A 17,185-nucleotide genomic window follows, 5' to 3' on the forward strand; every position below is an offset into this window, starting at 1 on the left:
AAATATTCGGATTTGGACGGGAGAGGGGAACTTGAAGAAGTTGAAACGCAGCGCTAGGCTCGTGGAGATGACGCAATATTTATTGGCCCGTCCGCATACGTTAATTTCCCTAACAGCATTCGCCGAGCGCTATCAATCGGCTAAATCGTCAATCAGCGAAGATTTGGCGATCATAAAAGAAGTGTTCGAGGATGAAGGAATCGGCGAATTGACGACGCTAGCCGGCGCTTCCGGGGGCGTACGATTCGTTCCGAAATGCCGCAAGGACGAAGCTCTGGAGCGGATCCATACGGTATGCCGCGAGTTGGAACAACCGGATCGATTGCTACCGGGCGGATATTTGTACATGACCGATCTATTAGGACAGCCCGCTTTGATGCAAGAGGTTGGGCGCATCTTCGCCACGGCTTTTGCGGACCGCAATATCGACGTCATTATGACCGTCGAGACGAAGGGGATTCCTCTTGCGCATGCGACCGCTCAGTATTTGAACATTCCGGTCGTGATCGTGCGCCGCGATCATAAAGTGACGGAAGGTTCCGCCGTAAGCATCAATTACGTATCGGGCTCGACCAAGCGGATTCAGACGATGTCGCTGGCACGCCGCGCACTTAAGGAAGAGTCTCGCGTTCTGATCATCGACGATTTTATGAAAGCCGGCGGAACGATTCAAGGGATGGTCGATCTGCTGTACGAGTTCCGCGCCGTCGTCGCCGGTGTCGGCGTGTTCGTGGAATCGGGAGAGATCGATAGCGAAGAACGGTTGCTTCACGACTACGTATCGCTTGCCCGACTGACGGAGGTCGATCTCAAGACCCGTCAGATCAAAGTCCAGCCGGGTAACTTTTTCTACTAGAAGAGGGAGGACTTATCATGACGCTCAAGATCGTTTCCACTTCCCAGGCTCCAGCAGCTATCGGGCCATACGCTCAAGCCGTACGCGCAGGCAATTTGCTCTATACGTCAGGCCAGATCCCGCTAACGCCTGCTGGCGAGCTCGTGATCGGCACGATTCAGGAACAAACCCACCAAGTGTTAACCAATCTGAAAGCGGTTTTGGCGGCGGAAGGAATCGGATTTCAGGATGTCATTAAGACGACCGTGTTCCTGAAGGACATGAATCAATTCGGAGAGTTCAACGAGGTGTACGCAAGTTACTTCGGCACGCATACGCCAGCTCGTTCGACTGTCGAAGTGTCCAGACTGCCTAAAGATGTTTTTGTCGAAATAGAATTGATCGCGGCGATAACTGTCGAAACTGTAAAGAATTAAAAAATTATTTGATTTTTAGCAGTTGTTTTTCCATATTTAAGAAGGAATTTGCATGGATTTGTGGAATATTACACCAAGTCTTTCTGATGGGACAAAGGTGGTGAACACAAGTGCAAATTACAGACGTGAGACTCCGCCGCGTCAATTCGGAGGGGCGTATGAAGGCCATTGCTTCGATCACGATCGATAACGAGTTTGTCGTACACGACATTCGCGTCATCGACGGGAACAATGGCATGTTCGTCGCTATGCCGAGTAAACGGACACCGGATGGGGAGTTTCGGGATATTGCCCATCCGATTTCTTCCGGAACGCGCGAGAAGATTCAAGCCGCAGTGCTGGCTGAATATGAGCGGGCTGCGCAGGATGAAGAAGTTTTGGTAGAAGGGGCTTAATATGTCACCGTGAGAAGAGGGCCGTAGCTGGCTCTCTTTTCATTTGATTAAGATTCTGAAAAAAATGAGAAGAGGACCGCAGCTCGCTCCCTTTTCAATTTGGCAAGAATAAGCTATGATTCTGAAGAAAGTTCTTTGTCAGGGGATGGAAGGAAAGGAGCGTATGTAACAAATGAAGAAAATGGCGATCGTGCTTGCCGCCGGTCAAGGCAAGCGCATGAAATCGAAATTATATAAGGTGCTGCATTCCGTATGCGGCAAGCCGATGGTGGAGCATGTTCTGGATACTGCACGGAGGGCTGCATGCGAACGAACCGTCGTCATTGTCGGACATGGCGCGGAGGCGGTTAAGGCTACTTTAGGCGACGCAGCGGAATATGCTTTGCAAGCGGAGCAGCTTGGGACGGGACATGCCGTTCTGCAGGCCGCTCCGATGATGGAGCAGGAAGAAGGCGTAACCGTCGTTCTATGCGGGGATACGCCTCTTGTGCGTGCGGAGACCGTGAACGAGATGGTCGACCTGCATACGCGCATAGGAGCTGCGGCTACGATCCTCACGGCCGAATTCGCCGAACCGGCCGGTTATGGCCGAATCGTTCGAGGAGCGGATGGCGCAGTGCTGCGCATCGTTGAACATAAAGATTGTTCTCTGGAAGAGGCCGCGATCAAGGAGATTAATACGGGAATTTACTGCTTCGATAACCGCATGCTGTTCGAAGCGCTCAAGAAAGTGACCAATAACAACGCCCAAGGCGAGTATTATCTGACGGACGTCATCGGTATTTTGCAGCAAGAAGGCAACACGATCGGCGCTTATTTGGCTTCCGATTCGGCGGAGGCGCTCGGAGTGAACGACCGCATCGCGCTCGGAGAAGCCGAACGGCTGATGAAAGCCAGAATTAATAGAGGACATCAATTGAATGGCGTGACCTTCATCGATGTGGATAATACGTATATCGAAGCTACGGTAACGATAGGGGAAGATACGATTATCTACCCGGGAACCGTTCTCCGCGGACAGACAGCAATCGGTTCCGATTGCGTGATCGGTCCGTCGGCAGATCTTAACGATACGATCGTCGGCAGCGGTTCAACGGTGCGCCAGTCGGTGGCGGACGGGGCGGAACTGGGAGAGGAATGCCAAGTTGGTCCTTTCGCATACTTGCGTCCAGGAACGAAACTCGGAGACTATGTGAAGATCGGCGATTTCGTAGAGATTAAGAACACGACAATCGGGGAACATAGCAAAGTGCCGCATTTGAGCTACGTAGGCGACGCGATCGTCGGCAAGGGCGTGAATATCGGCTGCGGCGTGATTACGGCCAATTACGATGGGTATAATAAATCGATTACCGAAATCGGCGACAATGCTTTCGTAGGAAGCAATTCGAACCTGATCGCACCTGTCAAAATAGGCAGCGGAGCGTATGTCGTCGCGGGATCCACCATTACCCACAATGTAGCGGATAACGATCTCGCCATCGCGCGGGAGCGCCAAGTCAACAAACCGGGGTATGCGGATAAAATTCGCTCCCGCGCCCGATCGAAGAAAGATAAAGACACCGAATAAACAAAGGCGGTAATTCGATGGTCTATTCGGATCCAACCTTAAAGCTCTTCTCCTGCAGCTCCAATCCGGAACTGGCCGCATCGATTGCGAAGCATATCGGGGTAGAGCTAGGCAATGCCGTCATGAACCGCTTCAGCGACGGGGAGATCCACATTCGACTGGATGACAGCGTCAGAGGGGCTGACGTCTACGTTATCCAATCGACGTCGGCTCCGGTCAACGATCATCTGATCGAGCTTCTTGTCATGGTCGATGCGCTCAAGCGAGCCTCCGCCAAGACGATCAACGTTGTGCTGCCCTATTACGGTTACGCTCGACAGGACCGTAAAGCCCGTTCCCGCGATCCGATCACGGCTAAGCTTGTAGCCAATCTGATCGAAACCGCGGGCGCTCATCGGGTAATCGCCATGGATTTGCATGCGATGCAGATTCAAGGTTTTTTCGATATCCCCGTAGACCATTTGTTAGGCGTGCCCATTCTGGGCGATTATTTTCATAGCAAAAATCTGCGGTCTCCGGTCGTCGTCTCTCCGGATCACGGCGGAGTTGTGAGGGCTCGCAGATTGGCGGATACGCTGCTGGCTCCGCTTGCCATCATCGACAAGCGCAGGCCGGAGCCCGGAGTCGTCGAGGTGATGAACATTATCGGGGACGTGTCGGGCCGAACGGCGATTCTGATCGATGATATTATCGATACGGCTGGTACGATTGCATTGGCCGCGAACGCACTCAAGCAAGCGGGGGCTGCCGATATCTATGCATGCTGCACGCACCCGGTTTTGTCCGGCCCGGCGATCGAACGTCTTGAGGCCTCGCCGCTCGTCGAGATCGTCGTTACGGATACGATCCCTCTAAGGCAGCCTTGCGGAACCGATAAAGTCAAGGTATTGTCCGTGGCGCCGCTGATCGCGGAAGCGATCGTGCGGGTCCATGAGCAGCAGTCGCTTAGCAAGCTGTTCGAACCGCATGTTTAATGATCTCCTCCCTGGGGTAAAACAAAGCTATACCGCTTTCGAGGGAGGAAACAGGAATGAGTCCGATGCTTCAGGCGCAATTACGCGAAGTTTCCACTAAAGGCGATTTACGGCGAATCCGTTCTACTGGCTATGTTCCGGGAGTCGTATACGGTAAGGGCCTTAGCGCCCCCTCCGCCATCACGGTCAACGCCAAAGATGTCGAGGCAATGCTGAGAAGCCATCCTTATGCCGTTATCGACATCGATATCCCTGGAACAGGACGGCAGCCCGTGATGATGTCCGATTTGCAGAGGGATCCGATTTCCAGGCACGTGACGCATATCGATTTTCATAAAATCAATATGAACGAGAAGATCGCGACGTCAGCGCGAGTGGATATTACCGGCGCGTCTCCGGGAGAGAAGGAAGGCGGCATGCTGCAGCTCGTTCTTCACGAGATCGACATCGAATGTTATCCGAAGGATATTCCGGATGCGATCGCAGCGGATGTCAGCGGACTTGGCATGGGAGATCATCTGACCGTCGGGGAGTTAAAGCTACCTTCCGGGGTGACTTCTACGCAAGACCCGGAGACGATTGTCGTCGCCGTTCTCGCTCCTCAGAAGGAACGTTCGGAGGACGAGCTGGACGATATGGACGTCGAAGTGGAAGAGAACCGGAAAAATAGAGAAAATGCCATAGCAGTGGAGAAGGACTGAATCAGGGAAAGGGGCCGCGCTCGCTGCGCGGCCCCTTTCGACGGTAAAAGCGAATCGGCATTGAAACAGATCGTTAATATCCCGGACGCGAAACGAAGGTAAATTGCCTGCGATTGTAGAAAATATTGTTGACCTGAACGAATTCTTTGCCATAATATTCGATGAGCCCGATGTCGCTGTGCCGCTGACCGTAATAGATTTGCACGGGAACCTGGGAAGACATATGATCTAGGAAGTGCCGATCTTCATAGATCATCTGGCCGTTCATATACATATCAATTCACCCCCCCTTTCGAAAAGTGTGTTTAAAATGTAGGACACGCGGAAAGCGGGAATCGTTGCATCAATCGATTATTTTTTCAGTTTTTGTTCAGTTTACATCAGGAGGATGAGCTGGGATATGCGTTGGATAGTCGGATTGGGGAATCCCGGATCGTCTTACGCCCATACGCGGCATAACGCGGGATTTATGGTCGTTGACGAACTGGCGCGCAGATGGGGCATCGATGTCTCTGCGCAGAAATGCAAAGCCTTAGTAGGCGAAGCGCGAGTAGGAGATACAAAAGCGGCGTTGCTTAAGCCGATGACGTACATGAATTTGTCGGGCGAATCCCTGCGCGCTTTTATGGATTATTACAAGGTAAAACTGGAAGACTTGATCGTCGTCTACGACGACCTGGATACTGATGTGGGCCGGATTCGTCTGCGATACCAAGGAAGCCCGGGCGGACATAACGGCATTAAATCGATTATTCAGCATGTAGGTACTCAAAGCTTCAACCGCGTCCGCGTAGGAATCTCAAGGCCGGAACCGGGAATCGTCATCTCGGATTACGTTCTGTCCAAATTCGCCAAGTCGGAACAGGAAGCGCTGCGCAAATCGATAGAGGAAGCTTGCGACGCAATTGAGTACGCGCTGGGCCATTCGTTCGAACAAACGATGGCTAAATATAACGCGAAAGGATCTTGACGCTTAAAAGTCGGGGTTTACGGGCATAATGGAGAGAAGACGCGGGGAATGCCGCATAAGCTTACTCCAGGAGGCATACATATGGCTGTAAACTATATTTGCCGACATTGCGGCATGCCGCTCGGACGGTTCGAGAATTCGGAAGTTCCGGAATACAAGCTGGGCCTTCATTTCTTGACCCCCGAAGAGCGAAAGCGTATAATAGCGTATAATTCCAACGGGGACGTGACCGTACGGGTCATCTGCGAATATTGCAGCCAAACGTTGGAGACGCATCCGGAGCTTGCTTTGCTTTCCAATCCGTTGCAATAACGCCGACAGCATCACGTTCCGACATCCTTAAGGAGTCCTTGGCATGTGCCGGGGCTTTTTTCTTGATTTTACGCGGAAGTTTTAACGAATGAACTATAGAATGGCTTCAGCTTTCCCGTGACGAACGAACTTGCGGAAGCATGGCTCGCAGGGCAGAAGGCACGATGAACGGATGAAGCGTTGGTCTTGGAGAGGGGAAATGCCATGAAGCCACTAATCCAATCGTTAGTCAAGGATCCCGATTTAATTAGCGTGATACAAGGGCTCAAAGGCGGGATGCGGGAGCAGCTTGTCGCCGGCTTGTCCGGCTCCGCGCGCCAGGCGGCGATTGCCGGCTTGTATCGGGAAATCGGGCGGCCGATTCTCGTCGTTACTCATAATATGTTCTCGGCGCAGAAGATCGCTGACGATCTTCAGGAATGTCTCTCGTCCGAAGAGGTGCTGCTCTACCCGGCGAACGAATTGATCGCCGCTGAGACGGCGATATCTAGTCCGGAGACGTCTGCGCGCCGTCTGGACGTCATTCTTAAGCTTGCGGAAGGCTTCCGCGGCGTTATTGTCGTGCCGTTCGCAGGGGTTCGGAGATTTCAACCCGATCTGAAGACGATGTCCGAAGCCCGCATCGATCTCGGCGTGGGCCAGACTCTGCCTATGGAGCATTTCCTGCGCAGAATGGTCGAGCTTGGATACGAGAGAGTGGACCGGGTTGAGCAGAAAGGGCATATGAGCGTGCGCGGCGGAATCGTCGATTTCTTCCCGCTCGCGTCCGCGATTGCATACCGAGTCGAATGGTTCGACGACGAGATCGACTCCATCCGGACGTTCGATCCAACTGATCAGCGTTCCATCGACAAGCTCGAAGCCTATACGGTCCAGCCCAGCAGGGAATGGATTGCGGTGGAGAGAAGATTCCAGAACGCCGCTCAACATGCGCGGGATTTGCTCGATCAGCAGTTGGAGCGAATGACAGACCGTCAGGCCAAAGAAAGGCTTCATTCGGAGATTTCCCGGGAAATCGAGCTATTGCGACAAAACGTGTATTTTCCCGAAATTTACAAATATATTTCACTGCTCTATCCGGAACGACAGACGCTGCTAGACTACATTCCTAAAGAGACGATTCTGCTGATGGATGAGCCGAACAGGCTTGGGGAGACCGCGCGCCAATTGGAGCGCGACGAGTCGGAGTGGACGACCCATCTTCTGCAGCAGGGCAAATCTCTGCCCGGTTACGTACTCGCCGTTTCCGCGGAGCAGGCGCTGTATCCTAAGGGCTTCCAAACGGTGTATTTGTCGTTGTTCGTTCGGCAAATACCTCATACGCAACCGCAAAATATCATCAACTTCGTCTACCGCTCAATGCAGAACTTCCACGGCCAGATGAACGTTCTGAAAGCGGAAACGGAGCGCTGGCGCAAAAGCGGCGTGCGGATTCTGATGCTGGCGGGAAATGCAGAGCGAGCGGACAGAATGCGCAGGGTTCTGGAAGACTATCAGATCGAACCTCCGGAAATTCTGCAAGGCAACTTGCAGAGCGGTTTCGAGCTGCCTTCGATCAAGCTCGTCGTCATTACCGAAGGTGAGATGTTCAGCCAGAAGCAGCGCAAAGCCAGACGCGTCGATCGCCACTTGGACAATGCGGAACGGATCAAAAGCTATACCGAGCTGAAAGTCGGCGATTACGTCGTCCACCAGAACCACGGGATCGGTAAGTATTTGGGCATCGGCACGCTGGAAGTGGGCGGCATTCACAAGGATTACCTTCATATCGTCTATGCGGCAGGCGACCGGCTCTCCGTCCCGGTAGAGCAATTCGATCTTATCCAGAAATACATCGGGAACGAAGAGAAAGAACCGAAAGTGAGCAAGCTGGGCGGCGCGGAATGGAACCGGGCCAAGTCTAAGGCTCGTTCCTCCGTGCAGGATATCGCTGACGATCTGATCAAGCTGTATGCGGAACGGCAAGCAACGACCGGCTTCGGCTTCGGGGAAGACACGCCTTATCAACAGGAATTCGAGGAGATGTTTCCTTACGAGGAGACGTCCGACCAGCTTCGGGCGATTGCCGAGATCAAAAAAGACATGCAGATCCCTCGGCCGATGGATCGTTTGTTATGCGGAGACGTTGGATACGGGAAGACGGAAGTGGCCATCCGAGCCGCGTTCAAAGCGGCGATCGAAGGCAAGCAGGTAGCCGTGCTCGTGCCGACGACGATATTGGCGCAGCAGCATTACGAGACTTTCCGCGAGAGATTTTCCGGTTATCCGTTTAACATTAAAGTGCTGAGCCGCTTCCGGAGCCGCAAGGAGCAGACCGAGACGATGAAAGGGCTAAAGGCTGGCACGGTCGATGTCGTCATCGGCACGCACCGATTATTGTCTCAGGATATCGTGTTTAAGGAGCTCGGGCTGCTGATCGTTGACGAAGAACAGCGCTTCGGGGTCACCCATAAGGAAAAGCTAAAGAAAATCAAGACGAACGTAGACGTGCTGACGTTAACGGCGACGCCGATTCCGCGCACCCTCCATATGTCCATGCTCGGCGTGCGGGATCTGTCGGTCATCGAGACACCGCCGGAGAATCGGTTCCCCGTGCAAACCTACGTGGTCGAATACAGTCCGACGCTTGTACGCGAGGCCGTGGAGCGGGAGCTCGCGAGGGACGGACAGGTGTATTATCTGTATAACCGCGTGCAAGGCATCTACCAGATGGCAGAACAGATCGGCGCGCTCGTACCGGCTGCTCGCATCGCCGTCGCGCACGGTCAAATGTCCGAACAAGAGCTGGAACGGACGATTCTGGACTTCCTGGACGGTGAATATGACGTGTTGGTTAGCACGAGCATTATCGAGACCGGCGTCGATATCCCGAACGTGAACACGCTGCTCGTGCACGATGCGGATAAAATGGGGCTGTCCCAGTTGTATCAACTGCGGGGCCGCGTCGGACGTTCCAATCGGATCGCTTATGCGTACTTTACTTATCAACGGGATAAAGTGCTCTCCGAGGTCGCAGAGAAACGCCTGCAATCGATTAAGGAATTTACGGAGTTGGGCTCCGGCTTTAAGATCGCCATGCGGGACTTGTCCATTCGCGGAGCGGGAAATCTGCTTGGTGCCGAGCAGCACGGTTTCATCGCATCGGTCGGCTTCGATCTGTACTCCCAGATGCTTGCAGAAGAAATCCAAAGCCGCAAGCTGCAGTTGGGCGGCGAGGCTCTTCCGCCGCAGCCGGTGAACACCCAGCTCGACCTGGGCGTGGATGCGTATTTGCCTCCGGAATATATTTACGACAGTATCCAGAAGATCGAGATATACAAGAAAGTCGCGGCAGCTGTATCGCTCGAGGACGTCGAGGATTTGTTCGAAGAGCTGATCGACCGGTTCGGCGAGCCGCCAAAAGCGGTACTTAACTTGATGGCTGTCGCCCGCTTGAAGGTATATGGACGCAAATACGGCATCGAGTCCATCGTTCGCAGGGGCGATGACGTGACATTAAAGCTGGAAGAACGCCGTCGCGATGATGTCGACCGGAAGAAGCTGAAGGCGTTGGAAGCGAAATTTCAGGGAAGAATGATCGCGGATACCAGCGACCAGCAGATCCTCGCGCGCTTTAAGGTACGAGGGCTCGATGAGAACGCTTTGTTGGCGCTCGTCGAGGACTTTCTGGTACAATACAAAGAAGCGACAAAATCAAAGGGGGAACTACAGGATGTTGCACCATAGAAGCATGCCGTATCGCCGGCTCGCTTTATTAGCGCTGGCAGCGGTCATGCTCGTCGCATTGATCTCCGCATGCGGCAAGAAAGAAGCGAAAGCGACCGTAATCGCCACGTACAACGGCGGCGAGGTTACGGACAAGGAGTTCGACAAGTATATCGCGTTCCAAGGCTCGATTCTTGGAAATCAGATGGCAATGTACGCCTCGATTCCTCAGTTTAAGGAACAGATCATCAAGCAATATATCATCAACAAAGAGTTAATCAAATCGGTCTCCGACGAAGATAAGAAACAAGCCAAAACGGCGGCGGACTCGTTCAAGAAAACGCTGGAGCAAGCGAGAAAGACGAATCCAGATCTGAAAAAACAAATGGACGCGGACAGCTTATCCGTGAAAGATGCGGTCGCGATGTACCAAGAAACGGCCGAACTGCAAAGCGCTTATAAGGCTAAGGAAGATGAACTGAAGAAGCAAGTGACGGACGATGAAATCAAAACGGAATTCGACAAGACGCCGTCGGATTACAACGTCGTCACGGTCCGGCATATTCTGATCGGAACGAACGATCCGAATTCGGGCGCCGAGCTCATGTCGGACGAGGATGCTTTGAAGAAAGCCGAGGAAGTCAAAGCCAAGCTGGAAGCAGGAGGAGACTGGGCTGCTCTGGCTAAGGAGTATTCCACGGACACCGGGTCGAAAGATAACGGTGGCTTGTACGAGAATCAAGTTGCCAAGAAATGGGTCGGCGAATTCAAGGATGCGGCTAACAAGCAGCCGATCGGCGAGATCGGAGATCCGGTGCAAACCCAATTCGGCTACCACGTAATCAAGGTAGAAAAACGCGAGGAAGCTTCTTCCGCGGACAAGCTTTCGCAGCAAGCGAAGGACGTCATTATCGAGGAAGTAGCGGGCAACAAATTCAGCGATTACATGAAGGAACAAGAGGACAAGCTCGGCATCAAGATCACCTTGCCGCCAGAGCCGTCGCCAAGCCCAAGCGAGTCGGGCGCTCCTAGTGAGTCTCCGTCCGAATCCCCTAGCGCTTCGCCTTCGGCGTCCGCAAAATAATGCAAACTACCGACGCGTTCGGAACTTCAACCGCCACAAGGCGATGAAGCTCCGGGCGCGTTTTTTGTTCGTTCTCGTTCCCGGGCCGGATTAGCGATGAAAAACATCGTACTTACGCCATGTGAGGCACGGGTTGGGAGCAAGTACGATGCAAAACATCGCTAGTAGCGGCGTGGCACCACTTTTTCTCGTTCCCGGGTCTTTTTAGCAATGAAAAACATCGTACTTTCGCCTTGTGAGGCACGGGTTGGGAGCAAGTACGATGCAAAACATCGCTAGTAACGGCGTGGCACTATTTTTCTTCGTTCCCGGGTCTTATTAGCAATGAAAAACATCGTACTTTCGCCTTGTGAGGCACGGGTTAGGAGTAAATAGGATGATTTGCATCGCTAATTAGGAAATCCGGGTTGTCACTCTGCTATTCTTCTCTAAGCGTATAGGCATCCCGCCGAGAAATGGTATAATTTTGCTGAAGAAGACGTAACGGAGGCAATCTTATGATGCAGTGGCCAGTCGCGTTTGACCGATTTCTGGAACGGCCGGTACCCATCTATATCCATATCGCGGCGGCAGGGGAGGGTCGCCCGCCTTTCGGCTGCAGGGGCTACACGGCAAGATTCGATGCCGAGGGCGGTCTGGTCCGGATTGGAATCCTGAAGAGCCAGTGGATCCGCCTTCAAGCATGCATGCGGCAGCATACCGCGCTTGCGGCGTTGTTAACTTGCGGCATCGACAATGAGTCCTATCAAGTCAAAGGCGAGCTGGAGAGGCAGGAGGATTTGAACGCCCGGGACAGATCCTTCCTAGAGGCGCAAATCCGTTTGACGTCCCGTCATTTTCCCGATTATGCTCCGCTGATCTCCGTTAACCCGGCCGATTGCGTGAGTATCGGGATCCGGGCGCAGGCCGTCTACCAGCAAACGCCAGGCCCTGACGCCGGTGTTTTGTTGTATGAAAGGGAGGGCTGACCGTCGATGATGCTGTCCCAAATGATGTCCGCATTTCGCGGAGCGATTCCCTCGATCATCGTGACCAGCGGAGAAGACGGGCGGCCTAACGTCGCGAATCTATCGAAAATATGGTTAGTGGATGATGAGCACATAGCGATTGCCAATCAAATGCTGAACAAGACGGAGCTTAATCTTGCCGTTCGTCCACTTGTCTTTATCAAGACCGCGACGCCGGGGGACTTGTTGCACTGGGAGCTTGAAGCCGAATATATACACGCGGAGTCGGGCGGCGCCTTATTCGAGTCGGTTCGGCAGCATATGGACGCGATCGCTTGGATGGCCGGATTGGCGAACCCGCTGCCGCTCCGTTCGATGCTGATTTTCCGCGTGCTTTCCGTTCGGAAATGCTCGGAAGAAGCGCAGCATCTCGCTCCGGTTCCGGAAACTTGTGGGGATCTGCTGAAGGTGCTCTCGGAGACGTTAGGCATGAACCGCGCCGCGTATTGGGCGCTGGACGAGGAGGATCAGTCGCCGCGATTGCTTGCTTCACGCGGCATACCCGGCGCGGAGAAGGAAGGCTCCGCGTTCGCGTCCATGAGGCGATTTGCAGAATGGGCAGGGTCGGGGGATATGCCGATTCGGATGCAAAATATTAGCTCACAGATGAGATATGCGAACTCAAGCCGATCGGACCGGGGAGAATGGGGTGGCGGAGATTTGCCGAATCATTTGCTGGCCTTTCCCGTCATGGCCTTCGGAGAACGGATCGGGGTCGTCTGCTGCGAAGAAACGGGCATAGCGGAAAAGTCTTTCGACGATCTGGACGATCGTTATCTGGCTAAGATAGGCGAACGTTTTCGACCGGATGCTGGAGATGGGAGCTTACCGGAACGACAATCCGTTCATGCGAAGAATCGTGGCAACGCTGTTTACTCCGGATACGGCTTATTCCGTCATCAACAACAAGTTGTGGGTCAAGACCAAAGATACGGTGCAAGTCCACGAATATACTGACCGGCAGGTTTGGATGAAGATGATGCGCCATACTTTCGGGATCGCTCCGGACGGGCTGGAGGAGGCGCTTCGCTTTCTCGACAAGCGGGATATTCGATTGTTCTGAACGTTTCCGCTTCATTGGATGATTCCTCCAGCAGAGGGCGAACGCATAAGAAAATGGGAGAGGTTGAATACTACCCTTACGATTCCATGACACCTTTTTCCGATTGTTCAAACGTTCGTCATACAGGCCGGCATGTCATTCGCGCCGGCGGCAGCAGAGCGAATACACCAATGAAAGTGGGGCAACAAAGGTTATGAAAGCAACCGGAATTGTACGCCGCATTGACGACCTCGGAAGAGTCGTCATTCCGAAAGAAATCCGTCGAACCCTCCGCATTCGGGAAGGAGATCCGCTCGAGATCTTCGTGGACCGCGATGGTGAAGTTATTCTCAAAAAATATTCCCCGATCGGCGAATTGGGCGATTTCGCCAAGGAATACGCGGAGTCGTTGTCCGAAAGCACGGGACATATCGCGATGATCTCCGATCGCGATACGTTTATCGCGGTGGCCGGGGCTTCCAAGAAAGAATACCTCGACAAGGCGATTGGGAACGTGCTTGAGAGCTGCATGGAAAACCGCAAGATCATGTTGGAACCCGCGTCCGGCAATTATGAGGTATTGCGGGATGTGCACGAATCGATCAGCTCGTTCGTGGCCGCGCCGATCGTGGCGGGCGGAGATCCGATCGGAACGGTCGTTCTTCTCAGCCGCGACGCGGGGGTAAGCATGGGCGAGATGGAAAGCAAGATGGTAGAAACTGCGGCGGGGTTCCTGGCTAAGCAAATGGAGCAATAGCGGCAGGATCGGCGCGAACGAAGAGAACGAAAAAGTTTCCCGGGCAGCTCGGTCTGTTCTCTGGGAAGCTTTTTTGCTGTACGGCTTTCGATTATAATGCATATTACGGGATACGAACGGAGAGATCGGAAGCCGCTATCGGCGCAAGGGAATGGGGAATAAACGGGGATGCGGATGGAATACGAGGCCCGGCATGCCGGGAAAAAGACGCTGTGGCAAGGAGCGGCGCTGCTCGGAGGGGCGGCGCTGCTCTCCAAGCTGATCGGCACGCTGCAGAAAATTCCGCTGCAGAACTTAGCCGGAGACGAAGTATTCGGCCTGTACAGCGCGGTATACGCTTTGGCGATTATGTGGATGACGCTGGCCTCGGCGGGCATTCCCGTAGCCGTAAGCGCGCTTGTTGCCGAGCGCACGGCGCAGGGCGACGAACAGGGCGCGCGGAGAATCCGCAGATGGGCGCTCGGTCTGCTGACGATTAGCGGATTGATCATGTTCAGCATCTTATGGATAGGAGCAGACCGTTTCGCCATGTGGATGGGAGCGGATTCCGCAGCGGATGCCATCCGCATGTCCTCGCTGGCTTTGCTATTCGCTCCGGCGACTGCGGTCTTGCGCGGAGATCGCCAAGGCCGAATGCAGATGCTTAGACCTGCGATATCGCAACTCGCCGAGCAGATCGCGCGCGTCGCCTTTATGCTGGCGGCACTGGCGATGGCTCTGAACGCCGCGTGGTCGCCTTCGGCGACGGCCGCTGCCGTTCACGGAGGACTGTCGGCAGGGGCGATCGCTGGACTCCTCGCGATGATGGTCTATGCGGGAGGCCGCCGGAACGGACCGATCGTCATTAGCTCGATCGGCGCGAAAAAACGATTCGGCCCAGACGGCGACACGCCTGCGCCCGTTCGTCCAGCGAGCCTGCCCGAGTCGCGCCGGGCACTGCTGAAACGGATTATCGGCGTAGCGATTCCGGTCGCTATCGCGTCGGTCGTCGCTCCGTTAATCGGATTAATCGATGCTTTTTCCATTCCTCGGCTGCTGCAACGGGGGAGCGAGGAAGCTGCTTGGGCGCTGGCTCAGTTCGGCGTCTACAACCGCGGGGTCGCTCTGCTGCAACTTGTCATAATGGGCGCCGCTGGGGCCGCGTCCGCGCTCGTGCCAGCATTTACGGCCGCCCGGGCACGCGGCGATGGAGAGGCGTTCACTTCGCGCGCCCGGTTCGCGATGCGACTGGCTTGGTGGGCGGGCTGCGCCGCCGCCATCGGCTTGGTGTTGCTCGCGTCGCCGATCAATAAAGCATTGTTCGGCGACGGCAGCGGTACGGGCGCAATGGCGCTTGTCGGCCTAGCCGCCGCGGGCGGCACGCTTCAGGCGGTAAGCGCCGCGCTGTTGCAAGGATTGGGCGAGCTGCGAGCGCCCGCCGTCAACTTGGCCGCGGCCGCTCTGCTGAAGCTGTCGCTGAACGTCGCCCTCGTGCCCGCCTACGGTATCGCGGGCGCAGCCGCCGCCATCGCTATCGCCTACGCGATGGCGGCCGTGCTCAACGCGCTGAGCTTACGCCAGCGCGTCCAACTGCCCGCCCCGCGCGCGAGCCTCGCGTGGCGCTCCGGCGCTGCGCTGGCCGCGATGGCGGCCGCGGTCGCGCTTGCCGCGCTAGGGCTCGGCGCGTTGACCGCAGCCTTGCCCGAGCGCGTATCGGCCCTCCTCGTCGCCCTGCCGGGTGTCGCGGTTGGGGCCGCCGTCTTCGCCGCGGCGCTCGTCGCCTCGGGCGCCATCGCTCCGCGCGACTGGCGCGAGCTGCCGGGTATCTCCGGCTCTCGCGCCGATGGCATACTGCTTCGCATTCGATCCCTGACTCATCGGGATAACCAGGAAGGATGATCATAGATGAAACCCTCGATCACTATCGTTGGGCTCGGCTCCGGAGGAGAGGACCAGCTCACGCTCGGCACGCTTAAAGTATTGGAGCAAACCTCCCGCCGTTTCTTACGTACGGCCGATCACCCGGCCGTCGCGGACTTGAAGCTTCGGGGCATCGCGTTCGAAGCGTACGACCGATTGTACGAGCAGCTGGATTCCTTTGAGGAAGTATATGAAACGATCGCAAGCGAACTGCTTGCCGAAGCGGCGGACCGCCCCGAAGAGACGATCGTATACGCCGTTCCCGGGCATCCGATGGTCGCGGAGCGGACGGTGCAGCTTCTCAGAGAGCGGGCTCCGGCAGCCGGCATCGAGCTGAAACTGCTCGGCGGCGAGAGCTTTCTTGACCAGGCGTTCACCAGATTGGGCTTCGATCCGATCGAAGGCTTCCAGTTGCTCGATGCCGGAGATCTAACCAGGGAGCAAATAAGGCCCCGCCTGCACACCGTCATCGGTCAGGTCTACGACGTTTACACCGCCTCCGAAGTCAAACTGACGCTGATGAACGTCTATCCGGACGACTATCCTATCATCGTCGGACAAGCGCTTGGGGTGGAAGGGCAGGAGAATATCCGGCGCGTCCCTCTGTACGAGCTTGACCGATTGGAGAGCTACGGCAACCTGATGTTGATCTACATAGCGGCGAGCGAGGACGATGGCCTTCGCAGGCGTTCATTCGAGCGGCTTCACGAGATCGTCGGCATACTGCGCAGTCCGGAAGGCTGCCCTTGGGATCGCGAGCAGACTCACCTATCGATCCGGCGCAATTTTATCGAGGAAACGTTCGAGGCGATCGAAGCAATCGATCTGGACGATCCGGACGGTATGAAGGAGGAATTCGGCGACGTCATCCTGCAAGTGCTGCTGCATAGCCAGATGGAGGAGGAGACCGGTTCCTTCGACGTTTACGACGTGCTGGCCGAACTGAACGACAAGCTGATTTTCCGCCATCCGCATGTGTTCGGCGGCGAGAACGCGCAAGATGCCGAAGAGGCGTTGAAAAACTGGGAGCAGATGAAAGCCGAGGAGAAGAAGCGCAAAGGCGCGCCTGAACGGCAATCGCTTCTCGACGGCATTCCGAAGGACTTGCCCGCTCTGCCCCGCGCCCACAAGGTGCAGAAAAAGGCGGCATCCGTCGGCTTCGATTGGCCGGATCTGGACGGCGTATTCGACAAAATCGAAGAAGAGCTGGAAGAGCTGAAACGCGCGGTACGCGAAGAGTCCCTAGAGCGCCAGAAAGATGAGCTCGGAGATTTGCTGTTCGCGGTCGTCAACGCATCGAGGTTCATTAAGGCCGATCCGGAAGAAGCTCTTGCGGGCACGAACCGGAAGTTCGCGGAGCGCTTCAAATACATCGAGAAGCAATTGCGTATAAGCGGACGCACTTTCGGAGAAACTAGCTTGATAGAGATGGAAGAGTGGTGGCAAGAGGCGAAAGAGCGCCTTTAGAACCTAAAAATAATCTAAAATTCGCCGATT

General features: G+C 55.1%; 16 protein-coding genes. 15 read left to right on the top strand and 1 reads right to left on the bottom strand.

What is annotated here, in order from left to right:
- Nucleotides 1–31: 31 nt before the first annotated feature.
- The 6 genes from purR (at nt 32) to FPZ45_RS22590 (ending at nt 4,912) form a co-directional block, all read left to right on the top strand.
- On the top strand, nt 32–856 hold the full coding sequence (gene purR / locus FPZ45_RS22565) for a pur operon repressor (protein ID WP_144706774.1): 825 nt from the start codon (nt 32–34) through the stop codon (nt 854–856).
- Nucleotides 857–873: 17 nt separating this feature from the next.
- Nucleotides 874–1,272: a RidA family protein gene (locus FPZ45_RS22570; protein WP_186438524.1), complete on the top strand. Its 399-nt coding sequence runs from the start codon at nt 874–876 to the stop codon at nt 1,270–1,272.
- A gap of 110 nt (nt 1,273–1,382) precedes the next feature.
- Nucleotides 1,383–1,667: a septation regulator SpoVG gene (gene spoVG / locus FPZ45_RS22575; protein WP_144706777.1), complete on the top strand. Its 285-nt coding sequence runs from the start codon at nt 1,383–1,385 to the stop codon at nt 1,665–1,667.
- Nucleotides 1,668–1,839: 172 nt separating this feature from the next.
- Nucleotides 1,840–3,237: a bifunctional UDP-N-acetylglucosamine diphosphorylase/glucosamine-1-phosphate N-acetyltransferase GlmU gene (gene glmU, locus FPZ45_RS22580; protein WP_144706779.1), complete on the top strand. Its 1,398-nt coding sequence runs from the start codon at nt 1,840–1,842 to the stop codon at nt 3,235–3,237.
- A 17-nt stretch (nt 3,238–3,254) separates the two neighbouring features.
- On the top strand, nt 3,255–4,211 hold the full coding sequence (locus tag FPZ45_RS22585; protein ID WP_144706781.1) for a ribose-phosphate diphosphokinase: 957 nt from the start codon (nt 3,255–3,257) through the stop codon (nt 4,209–4,211).
- Between the two features lie 56 nt (nt 4,212–4,267).
- Complete coding sequence (locus tag FPZ45_RS22590) at nt 4,268–4,912, top strand: 50S ribosomal protein L25 (protein ID WP_144706783.1); 645 nt, start codon at nt 4,268–4,270, stop codon at nt 4,910–4,912.
- Between the two features lie 73 nt (nt 4,913–4,985).
- Here the strand turns inward: FPZ45_RS22590 and FPZ45_RS22595 are convergent, their stop codons facing one another.
- The gene (locus FPZ45_RS22595; RefSeq protein WP_144706785.1) at nt 4,986–5,186 is read right to left on the bottom strand and encodes a hypothetical protein; all 201 of its coding nucleotides are present in this window, start codon (nt 5,184–5,186) and stop codon (nt 4,986–4,988) included.
- Between the two features lie 126 nt (nt 5,187–5,312).
- Here FPZ45_RS22595 and pth point away from each other — a divergent pair, with 126 nt between their 5' ends.
- From pth to yabN, 9 genes are all read left to right on the top strand, one after another.
- Nucleotides 5,313–5,882, top strand: coding sequence for an aminoacyl-tRNA hydrolase (gene pth / locus FPZ45_RS22600; RefSeq protein WP_144706787.1), 570 nt, complete (start codon nt 5,313–5,315; stop codon nt 5,880–5,882).
- A gap of 81 nt (nt 5,883–5,963) precedes the next feature.
- Nucleotides 5,964–6,194, top strand: a complete 231-nt coding sequence (gene fin / locus FPZ45_RS22605) for an anti-sigma-F factor Fin (RefSeq protein WP_144706789.1) — start codon at nt 5,964–5,966, stop codon at nt 6,192–6,194.
- Between the two features lie 204 nt (nt 6,195–6,398).
- Nucleotides 6,399–9,920, top strand: coding sequence for a transcription-repair coupling factor (gene mfd / locus FPZ45_RS22610; RefSeq protein WP_144706791.1), 3,522 nt, complete (start codon nt 6,399–6,401; stop codon nt 9,918–9,920).
- Nucleotides 9,907–10,983 (top strand): peptidylprolyl isomerase, encoded by a 1,077-nt coding sequence (locus tag FPZ45_RS22615; protein WP_186438525.1) that lies wholly within the window; start codon nt 9,907–9,909, stop codon nt 10,981–10,983. The genes mfd and FPZ45_RS22615 overlap by 14 nt, the downstream gene beginning before the upstream one ends.
- Nucleotides 10,984–11,480: 497 nt before the next feature.
- A complete protein-coding gene (locus tag FPZ45_RS22620; RefSeq protein WP_144706795.1) occupies nt 11,481–11,951 on the top strand; it encodes a hypothetical protein in 471 nt (156 codons plus the stop codon).
- Nucleotides 11,952–11,957: 6 nt separating this feature from the next.
- Entirely contained in the window at nt 11,958–12,947 is a 990-nt protein-coding gene (locus FPZ45_RS22625) for a GAF domain-containing protein (protein ID WP_144706797.1), read from the top strand.
- Nucleotides 12,948–13,246: 299 nt separating this feature from the next.
- The gene (spoVT, locus tag FPZ45_RS22630) at nt 13,247–13,789 is read left to right on the top strand and encodes a stage V sporulation protein T (RefSeq protein WP_144706799.1); all 543 of its coding nucleotides are present in this window, start codon (nt 13,247–13,249) and stop codon (nt 13,787–13,789) included.
- Nucleotides 13,790–13,963: 174 nt separating this feature from the next.
- Nucleotides 13,964–15,667 carry a polysaccharide biosynthesis protein gene (locus tag FPZ45_RS22635; protein ID WP_186438526.1) on the top strand — a complete coding sequence of 568 codons (1,704 nt, stop codon included), beginning with the start codon at nt 13,964–13,966 and terminating at the stop codon, nt 15,665–15,667.
- A 6-nt stretch (nt 15,668–15,673) separates the two neighbouring features.
- A complete protein-coding gene (yabN, locus tag FPZ45_RS22640; protein ID WP_144706803.1) occupies nt 15,674–17,155 on the top strand; it encodes a bifunctional methyltransferase/pyrophosphohydrolase YabN in 1,482 nt (493 codons plus the stop codon).
- Nucleotides 17,156–17,185: the final 30 nt, after the last annotated feature.

Origin of the sequence: Cohnella terricola (assembly GCF_007786475.1) — a bacterium.
In the GTDB taxonomy this organism is placed as follows: domain Bacteria; phylum Bacillota; class Bacilli; order Paenibacillales; family Paenibacillaceae; genus Cohnella; species Cohnella terricola.

Excerpts from the sequence above, each read along its gene's own strand:
- FPZ45_RS22570 (WP_186438524.1), top strand. The coding sequence starts at position 874 with ATGACGCTCAAGATCGTTTCCACTTCCCAGGCTCCAGCAGCTATCGGG.
- glmU (WP_144706779.1), top strand. The coding sequence starts at position 1,840 with ATGAAGAAAATGGCGATCGTGCTTGCCGCCGGTCAAGGCAAGCGCATG.
- FPZ45_RS22585 (WP_144706781.1), top strand. The coding sequence starts at position 3,255 with ATGGTCTATTCGGATCCAACCTTAAAGCTCTTCTCCTGCAGCTCCAAT.
- FPZ45_RS22590 (WP_144706783.1), top strand. The coding sequence starts at position 4,268 with ATGAGTCCGATGCTTCAGGCGCAATTACGCGAAGTTTCCACTAAAGGC.
- FPZ45_RS22595 (WP_144706785.1), bottom strand. The coding sequence starts at position 5,186 with ATGTATATGAACGGCCAGATGATCTATGAAGATCGGCACTTCCTAGAT.
- pth (WP_144706787.1), top strand. The coding sequence starts at position 5,313 with ATGCGTTGGATAGTCGGATTGGGGAATCCCGGATCGTCTTACGCCCAT.
- fin (WP_144706789.1), top strand. The coding sequence starts at position 5,964 with ATGGCTGTAAACTATATTTGCCGACATTGCGGCATGCCGCTCGGACGG.
- mfd (WP_144706791.1), top strand. The coding sequence starts at position 6,399 with ATGAAGCCACTAATCCAATCGTTAGTCAAGGATCCCGATTTAATTAGC.
- FPZ45_RS22615 (WP_186438525.1), top strand. The coding sequence starts at position 9,907 with ATGTTGCACCATAGAAGCATGCCGTATCGCCGGCTCGCTTTATTAGCG.
- FPZ45_RS22620 (WP_144706795.1), top strand. The coding sequence starts at position 11,481 with ATGATGCAGTGGCCAGTCGCGTTTGACCGATTTCTGGAACGGCCGGTA.
- FPZ45_RS22625 (WP_144706797.1), top strand. The coding sequence starts at position 11,958 with ATGATGCTGTCCCAAATGATGTCCGCATTTCGCGGAGCGATTCCCTCG.
- spoVT (WP_144706799.1), top strand. The coding sequence starts at position 13,247 with ATGAAAGCAACCGGAATTGTACGCCGCATTGACGACCTCGGAAGAGTC.
- FPZ45_RS22635 (WP_186438526.1), top strand. The coding sequence starts at position 13,964 with ATGGAATACGAGGCCCGGCATGCCGGGAAAAAGACGCTGTGGCAAGGA.
- yabN (WP_144706803.1), top strand. The coding sequence starts at position 15,674 with ATGAAACCCTCGATCACTATCGTTGGGCTCGGCTCCGGAGGAGAGGAC.